Below are 7,710 nucleotides of genomic sequence, written 5' to 3' on the forward strand. Positions count from 1 at the left end.
GCCCCCGTCCTCGCCTCCGCACTCGCTTCCGCCTCCCGCCCTTCCTCGCGCCTCAAGCGGACACTCTTCGGCTACGGTGCGGCCGCGGTGGGGCTCGTCCTGTGCGTGCCCGCCGCCTCCGCAACCGCCGCCGGGGCCGAACGGACCGCTCCGGGCGAGGAAGTACCCGTCCAACTGCTCGCGCTGAACGACCTGCACGGCAATCTGGACCCCGTCGAGGGGCCGGCCGGGCGCGTGCAGCGTGGCGGCGGGGCGGGCGTCCAGGCAGGCGGGCTGCCACAACTGGCCACGCTGATGGACACGGTCCGCGAGGGCCGGCCGAACTCCCTCGTCGTGGGGGCCGGCGACATGATCGGTGGCAGCCCGCTGGTGTCCGCGTACTACCACGACGAACCGACCGTGCACGCCCTGGAGCAACTCGGGCTCGACGTCAGCTCCGTCGGCAACCACGAGTTCGACGAAGGACCTCAAGAACTGAAGCGCATGGACGGCGGAGGCTGCCACCCCACCGACGGCTGCGCACCCGGCGGCGCCTACGACGGTGCGGACTTCCCGTATCTCGCCGCCAACGTGACCCGCAAGGGCAGCACCGAACCGCTGTTGCGGCCGTACACGGTCAACACCCTGCCCGGCGGGCAGAAGATCGGGTTCATCGGCCTGGTCACCAGGACCGCACCCGAGGCGATCAACGCCTCCTCGGTCCGCGACGTGGAGTTCCACGACGAACGCGCCGTCATCCAGCGCTACTCGAAGGAGCTGAAACAGCAGGGGGTCGAGGCCCAAGTCCTGTTGATCCACGAGGGCGAGACCACCAACGGGGTGGCCGGACGCGGCTGCGACACCGACGGGCCCGGCTCCCGGCTGCGCGGCCGGATCAAGACCATCGCCGAGCAGACGCCCAGCGCGGTGGACCTCATCGTCAGCGGCCACTCGCACGACTCGTACGAGTGCACCGTCACGGACCCCGCCGGGCAGCCCCGGATGGTGACGCAGGCCGATTCCTTCGGCCGCTCGTTCACCGACCTGCGCTTCAGCCTGGACGGCGAGGGCGAGGTCATCCGCGAGTCGGTGCGCGCGACGAATCACGTCGTGCCCGTCACCACCCCGAAGCAGCCCGCGATGGCCGAACTGGTCGAGACCTGGCGCGACCGCTCGGCGGCTGCCGCAAACCGGATCGTCGGGTACATCTCCGCCGACATTCCGGGCCGCGGTTCCACGAAGGAGGAGAAGCCTCTCGGCAGCCTGATCGCCGACGCGCAGACGGAGGCCACCCGAGGACACGGCGCCGACCTGGCCCTCCTCAACCCCGGTGGCCTGCGCGCCGACCTCGTGCACAAGGGCGACGGAGCGGTCACCTACGCCGACGCCTACCGCACCCAGCCGTTCGGGACCCGCATGTGGACGATGACGCTCACCGGCGAGCAGCTGATCGACGTCCTGCAGGAACAGTTCAGCGGCACCAACGCCGAGGCCCCGCGCTTCCTGCAGCTGTCGTCGGCACTCAGCTACTCCGTGGACATGTCCCGCACCGGCGCCGACCGGCTCCTCGTCGACACGGTCGAGGTGAACGGCAAGCGCGTACGACCCACCGACTCCTACCGCGTGACCGCCAACGAGTTCCTCGCCGACGGCGGCAACGGCTTCACGACCTTCACGAAGGGCACGGACCGCGAAGGCGGCGACATCCCGGACCTGGACGCACTGGTCGACTACCTCGGCCACCACTCCACCGCCGAAACACCCCTGGCACCGCCGGCCCCCGGACGAATCACCTTCACCGGCAGGTAGACGGCCGCACGCACCCGGCTTCGTCCACGACAACGCGCCACGACCGCGCGCCGGGGCTCGCCCTTGAGGGGGCGGGTCCCGGCGCGCGGTCGTGGGCAGGAGGGCAGACCTAGTGGTGCATCACCCACCGCTCCGAACGGCTCTTGTCGCAGTGCCAGATCTCGGTGGGTGTGCCCGGAGTGGTGCGGTGGCTCCGGGTGTTGAGGCACAGACTGGAGTTCGCGTTGTACAACGTGCCGTCCTCCCGGTACTCCCACTGCATGGCTTCGTCGCCGGTGCACTTCCAGATCTCGGTACGGGCGCCTTCGTGCGTGCTGTTGTTCTCCACGCTGAGGCACATCGCGGTGGCCGTGTTGTAGACCGTGCCGTCCTCACGGATGACCCATTGCTGAGAAGCCTTGTTGTCGCACTCCCAGATCTCCGTGGGCGTCCCGGGCGAGTCACCTCCTCCCTTCACGTTCAGACACAGCCCCGAGTGCGGGTTGAGCAGGTGCGCCGGGGAGGGGGCCTCCGAGGCCGTGGACGTGGCCGAACCCGCGGCCAGCGAGAACGTTGCCGCCAGGACGGCAAGCAGCGCGACGGTAGCGCCCCGGCGTGGTGCGGACCTGTCCTGGGCGAATTCGTGGCGGGTCGTGGCGAGACGACGTCGCATGGGGTGCTCCGTTCTGGTCGGTGAGGAATGGTTCCGGGCAAGGCCGGGCGGTATGGAGGAGTTGACGGCACATCAAGGGGACCGAGGGCCGCGCCTTCTGCCGGTGGACGCCCGGCCGTTCCGGGCCGACTTCGGCTCGTGAACCTGGTCACAAGCCGGGTCGTGCATCGGGTCGACCGGCGGGGAACCGCACCGGCGCGTGACCCGACGCCATATTTATGCATGCCGCGAACCACGCAACGCTCGAAAATCGCCGACGTCACGCGAGTGGCCGAAAGGGGTAACGGTTCTGCCCGACCAGGCGGTCCGGGGCGAAACGATCATGCGGGTACACCTGGGCACGCCCCACGTGACCTGGTGGTCAGCGATCAGGGGGACTGGGACAGCGAACTGGGACAACGCGCTGCCCAGGTCCGCGTTCTTCGTGACCACGAGCATCCGTCACAGAGTCACGTCATCAACGACCGACGCCTCATTTCGCCCGTGCAGAAAATTCAGCAATCCGCAAATGTATGCCAACGCCGAAGGAGCCAGTCACCGCCTGTCCTTGCCGAACCGCTCAGTCGCGTCAAGGATCGCGTCCTGCATCGCGGGACTGCCCGTATGGCCCGAGTCGTCGATCACTCGCAGCTCCGCGTCCGGCCACGCCTTGGCCAGCTCCCACGCGGTCTTCAGCGGGCTCCCCAGGTCGAGCCGGCCGTGAATCAGTACCGCCGGGATCCCGGCCAGGCGGCCCGCATCACGCAGGAGTTGCCCGTCCTCGAGGAAGGCGTCGTTCGCGAAGTAGTGCGCGCAGATCCGGACGAAGGCCATCAGCGCGTCGTCGGGCTTGTCGCTGTACGCACCGGGTTTACCGAGTGCCTCGTGGGCGATGACAGCGTCCTCCCAAGCACACCAGTCCCGCGCGGCCCTGACCCGGATGGTCTCGTCCGTGCCGTTCATCAGCCGGTTGTAGGCGGTCACGAGATTGCCGCCCCGGTCTGCCTCCGGCAGCGCGTCGCGGAACGCTTCCCAAGGGCCGGGCAGCAGGCGCCCGATGCCGTGGTAGAGCCAATCGGTCTCCTCGGGCCTGGTCATGGTGACGCCGACGATGACGATCTCGGACACCCGCTCGGGGTAGCGCTCGGCATAGGCGAGAATCAGCGTCGAGCCCCAGGAGCCGCCGTAGAGGAGCCAACGCTCGATGCCCAGGTGCTCACGCAGCCGCTCCATGTCGGCAATCAGGTGCTCGGTGGTGTTGTGATCGAGGCCGACGGTCGGGTCGGAGCGTGCGGCAGGCTCTCACCGCAGCCGCGCTGGTCGAACAGGACGATCCGGTAGACCTCGGGGTCGAACATCTTGCGACTGCCGCGGTGCCCCCCACTACCGGGACCGCCGTGCACGCACAGAGCCGCCTTACCGTCGGGGTTGCCGCTGGTCTCCCAGTAGATCCGGTTTCCGTCGCCGACCTCGAGGAGGCCGTGCGCGTACGGTTCGATCGGCGGGAAGGGCTGCTGGGCCATGGCGGTCTGCTCCTGGATGTGCGAAGAACAACCTTGCGAGGCTAGGCGATGCCCTTCGACGGCGGCGGCCGGCGTCGCGTTGCGCGCGGTGCGAAGCGGAATGCCATGCCGGTTGAGTGGCGAAGGAGTTCGGCGAGTCGAGTTGCTCGAGCGTCAGTCGGCAAGGGAACCGTTCGCTGGACGGCCGAAGATCAGGATGATCGCGCCGACATCCCGTACGTCCGTAGGCAGGGCATCGTCGGTCAGGGAGCGCTGGAGGAGCGGCCACCGATCGTCCTCGTCGAGCAGGTTCCGGGGTGTGCGGCAGCAGTGCTGCAGCAACTCGAAGCTGCTCGCCCGGGTCGGAGCCGACCCGCGCAGTTGACACGCATGACCTGCCCGCCCGGTACGAGCGCTCGGCTCACGGGGATCTGATGTCCGACACCTGGTGCCTTGTTCACGATTCCGCGCCCGGTCTGCAGTCACAATGGCCGCTTGGACTCCTCGACCAAGGCATGGCGCGCGAAAGGCTCGGATTTCATGACGACCGAGAGGCCGGTGCGTTCGCGGGAACGCCTGTGGTCGCGGACCGCGATGGTGAGGCCCGTTTCCGTAGGGGCGCTACTGGCAGGCGGCCTGCTGTACAACGCGTGGGTACTGGAGTTGTTCGTGCCGACGCCGCTGGATCCACGGCATGCCTACATCAGTGAGCTGTACGCAGAGGGCCAGCCCTACCGTGGGCTGTTCGCCGCACTGGAGATGGCGGGCGCGGCCTGTGTCCTCGTGGCCGCCGCTGGTGCACGGTCTTGCCTGCCGCGACCTTCGCTCTGGGCCTGGCGTTGCGGCTGGTGGATGCTGGCGGGATTCGCGCTCTCCTGTATCGCCGATGTGCTGCTGCCCATGGCCTGTGCGCCATCGCTCGACGCTGCGTGCCATCCGGTTCATCCAGCTCACACGGTGACCAGCGCCCTGAGCCACTTCTTCCTCTACGCCTCGATCAGCTCGCACACCTGGGCCGCCAGACAACAGCGGGGACAGCGCATCGATCCCGTCGGCGGCTGGGGGGTGTGGCTGCTGCCCGCCACACTGCTTTCCGCGCTGCTGACGGTGGGGCCGTTGCTGGGCTTCCCGGGCTGGCACGGACTGCCTCAGCGGGCGCACGTGATGCTCGCGGGCACCTGGCTCATCGTGCTGGCCGTCCACCTCGCTACCCACCCGGCCATCACGTCGGCCCGTCAACTGCCCCTGCAGCCCGGCCGCCAGGGGCAGCGACCCACGCCCGCCCGACGCGAGGACCACCGCCAGCGACGCAAGGTGGTGCGCTGACCGCCATGCAACCGGCGCGTCCTTGCCTGCCGTGCGGGCCGGCCGGCCCGTGACATCTGTGTTCTGGGCGGTCCTGTGTGCGGTCGCGGCTGCCGGGGCGAACGCAGCCGCGACCGTTCTGCAACGGCAGGCTTCGCTCCGCATTCCCGCGGCCGAGGCATTCACCACCCGGTTCGTGGACCGCCTGCTGCACAGCCCCACCTGGCTCATCAGCATCCCCGTCATCTGCGCCGCCGCCGTCCTGCAGGCACTGGCACTCATGTGGGGGCCGATGTCCCTGGTCCAGCCGATCCTTGTCCTTGAACTGCCGCTCACGCTGGTCATCGCCCACCTGTGCACCACCACCGCCATGCCCCGCGGCGGCTGGTGGGCCAGCACCCTGACCGCCGCCGGACTCGCCCTCGCTCTGACCTGCGCGGCACCGCGCGAGGGATCGAATAGCCTCAGCACGCTGGACTGGGCCGTCGCGATGACGGCGACGCTCCTGGCCATCGCACTGTGCACCGCTGCCGCACTGGGGTGTCCCAGGGGGAAGTTGCGGGCCGCACTGTTGGCCACAGCGTCGGCCATTGCCTACGGCCTGACCGCACTGCTCATGAAAGCGGCCATGACCGAGCTGTCCGACCGCGGTGCCGCCGCGCTCGCGACGGCCTGGCAGACGTACATGTGCGTCGCCTCGGGCGGCCTGGCCCTGCTGCTGCTCGCCCACGCCATGCAGGCCGGGCCTCTCACCGCCTCCCAGCCCGCAGTCACCCTGGGCGAAGCCGGTGCCAGCCTGGCATTGGGCATCACCTTCACAGCGGACCGCATCCGCACCGGCTGGTGGCTCCTGCCGACGACGGCCAGCGCCCTGCTCACCGCATACGGAATCCTGCTCCTGGCACGCCTACCGGTCCTGGCAACCCGCACAACCACCGAATCCGACGACGAATGAGCACACCGCGCGTGAGCAACTCTGCTGGCAGCTACGGACTTTAGTCACACCCCACCGGGTCACGCCGCACACAAGGGCCGCAGGGCGTTGATGCCCTGACGCAGGACGCCCCACCGGGCCCACACCGGGTATGGGGGGGGACGTTTCATGACCGCAGCGACAGGTGTCGGCGTACCCCCGAATGTGGCCAATGAAGTACATCGCTACCCGCCCGGCCGTCGCCTCACCGGACGGTTGCGCCCAGGTAGTCGAGGGCTGCGCGGGCGAACCCCGGCGCGGTACGCGGGCATTGCCAGCGGGCGAGGATCTCGGGCCCGGAGAGGTTCCCGGGTTCGGCCTCCTCGTCCTCAAGTGCATCCAGGTAGTGCTCGGGAAGCAGGTCCTCGGGCAGCAGGTCGTCGAGGACCTGGTTCACCGGGGAGCCCAACACCTCCAGGTCGGCGGGAAGCGTCTCGAGCACATCATCCACGTCGACCTCGTACGGATGCCAGCCGTGCGCACACGCCATGCCGTCATCACCGCGGGCGACCCGCCTCAGTACGGCGACGACCTTCTCCTCGACACCCGGGCCGGGCTTGCCGAAGGCCACGTAGGGGGCGAGCATCAACAGGCCCAACGTCCAGAACAGCAGAGGATCGTCTTCCGCCCCCGCCACCGCCGTGTCCAGCCGCCGGGCGCAGTCGCTCACCGTCTCGTCCTGGTCCCCGCCGTAGCCGTGCCGGAGCGCATCCCAACTGCTGAACAGCGGCTGCCAGTTGTCAGGCACGGGTATGACCGTCGACATGCCTTCGTACTCCCCTCGCGAAGCCCCGGATCAACAGCCATTCGATCACACAGGCGTGCGCCGTCTCCCAAGGACCAGCACTACAGCCGACAGCAGAGCGGCCCGAGTGCCCGCTCACGCCGTACGGGCTGACGCGCCCGGCGGATGCACGATCGATGCCCTCCCACAAGGTCAACCCTCAGCCTGGGCGGTGCTGCCGCGGTGGAAGTGTTCGTCTCGGGTTCGCGCCTCCGCCGTTTCACGAACGGCGCGAGCTGTGCCGGATCGCGTGGGGTGGAGACCTTCCGCAGGTCTCGGGCCCGGGACATGGCCGCGCCTCACTTTGCTCCGAGCCGACGTCAACACACTCGGTTCCCTCGTCTTGGCGATCGTGCTGTTCCTGGTCGTCGTTCATTCAACTGCCGCTGTGGGGGTGGGAGTCACTGAGGGTGGAGTGTCAGTGTTTGTGCGGCTGCGCTCGTGGCCGGGTTTTGTCGCCTGTATCCGGTGCGGGGCACCGCCCGCCGGTCGCCGACGATGTTCCGTGCGCCGTGCGCCGTGCGTCGTCGGGGTCGGCACGCGGAGCGGGAGGCGCCGACCTCGGCGTCCTGTCCTGCGGTTGGGCCGTGCGTCTGTGCGGTCTGCCGCCTGGCGGACGTGTTTCCCTGCAGGTGTCCCTTCCTGTGGAACCTTGTGTCCTGGTCTGCATGTCCGTGATCAGGCAGGTGGTTCCGTCTGGCCGTGGGCCGGGAGGGCGGTTTCTGGC

6 protein-coding genes and 1 pseudogene are annotated in these 7,710 nt (G+C 69.0%); 3 read left to right on the forward strand and 4 right to left on the reverse strand.

Translation table 11 applies throughout. The annotated features are described in order from the left end of the window. The first annotated feature begins 87 nt into the window (after positions 1–87). On the forward strand, positions 88–1,788 hold the full coding sequence (locus QIT00_RS24445) for a bifunctional metallophosphatase/5'-nucleotidase (RefSeq protein WP_282537525.1): 1,701 nt from the start codon (positions 88–90) through the stop codon (positions 1,786–1,788). A gap of 109 nt (positions 1,789–1,897) precedes the next feature. On the opposite strand, the gene QIT00_RS24450 is transcribed toward QIT00_RS24445, so the two are convergent. From QIT00_RS24450 to QIT00_RS24460, 3 genes and pseudogenes are all read right to left on the reverse strand, one after another. Continuing rightward, entirely contained in the window at positions 1,898–2,440 is a 543-nt protein-coding gene (locus QIT00_RS24450) for an RICIN domain-containing protein (RefSeq protein ID WP_282537526.1), read from the reverse strand. A 534-nt stretch (positions 2,441–2,974) separates the two neighbouring features. Further along, positions 2,975–3,942: pseudogene (gene pip / locus QIT00_RS24455) on the reverse strand (prolyl aminopeptidase). Between the two features lie 153 nt (positions 3,943–4,095). Next, positions 4,096–4,263 (reverse strand): hypothetical protein, encoded by a 168-nt coding sequence (locus QIT00_RS24460; protein WP_282537527.1) that lies wholly within the window; start codon positions 4,261–4,263, stop codon positions 4,096–4,098. Between the two features lie 153 nt (positions 4,264–4,416). Between QIT00_RS24460 and QIT00_RS24465 the strand changes: the two genes are divergently transcribed. Both QIT00_RS24465 and QIT00_RS24470 read left to right on the forward strand, forming a co-directional pair. Next, the gene (locus QIT00_RS24465; RefSeq protein WP_282537528.1) at positions 4,417–5,247 is read left to right on the forward strand and encodes a DUF998 domain-containing protein; all 831 of its coding nucleotides are present in this window, start codon (positions 4,417–4,419) and stop codon (positions 5,245–5,247) included. 58 nt (positions 5,248–5,305) lie between these two features. Next, positions 5,306–6,181, forward strand: a complete 876-nt coding sequence (locus QIT00_RS24470) for a DMT family transporter (protein ID WP_282537536.1) — start codon at positions 5,306–5,308, stop codon at positions 6,179–6,181. 223 nt (positions 6,182–6,404) lie between these two features. Here the strand turns inward: QIT00_RS24470 and QIT00_RS24475 are convergent, their stop codons facing one another. Beyond that, positions 6,405–6,965 (reverse strand): hypothetical protein, encoded by a 561-nt coding sequence (locus QIT00_RS24475; RefSeq protein WP_282537529.1) that lies wholly within the window; start codon positions 6,963–6,965, stop codon positions 6,405–6,407. Positions 6,966–7,710 lie beyond the last annotated feature (745 nt).

This window comes from Streptomyces luteolus, assembly GCF_029968015.1.
Classification (GTDB): domain Bacteria; phylum Actinomycetota; class Actinomycetes; order Streptomycetales; family Streptomycetaceae; genus Streptomyces; species Streptomyces luteolus.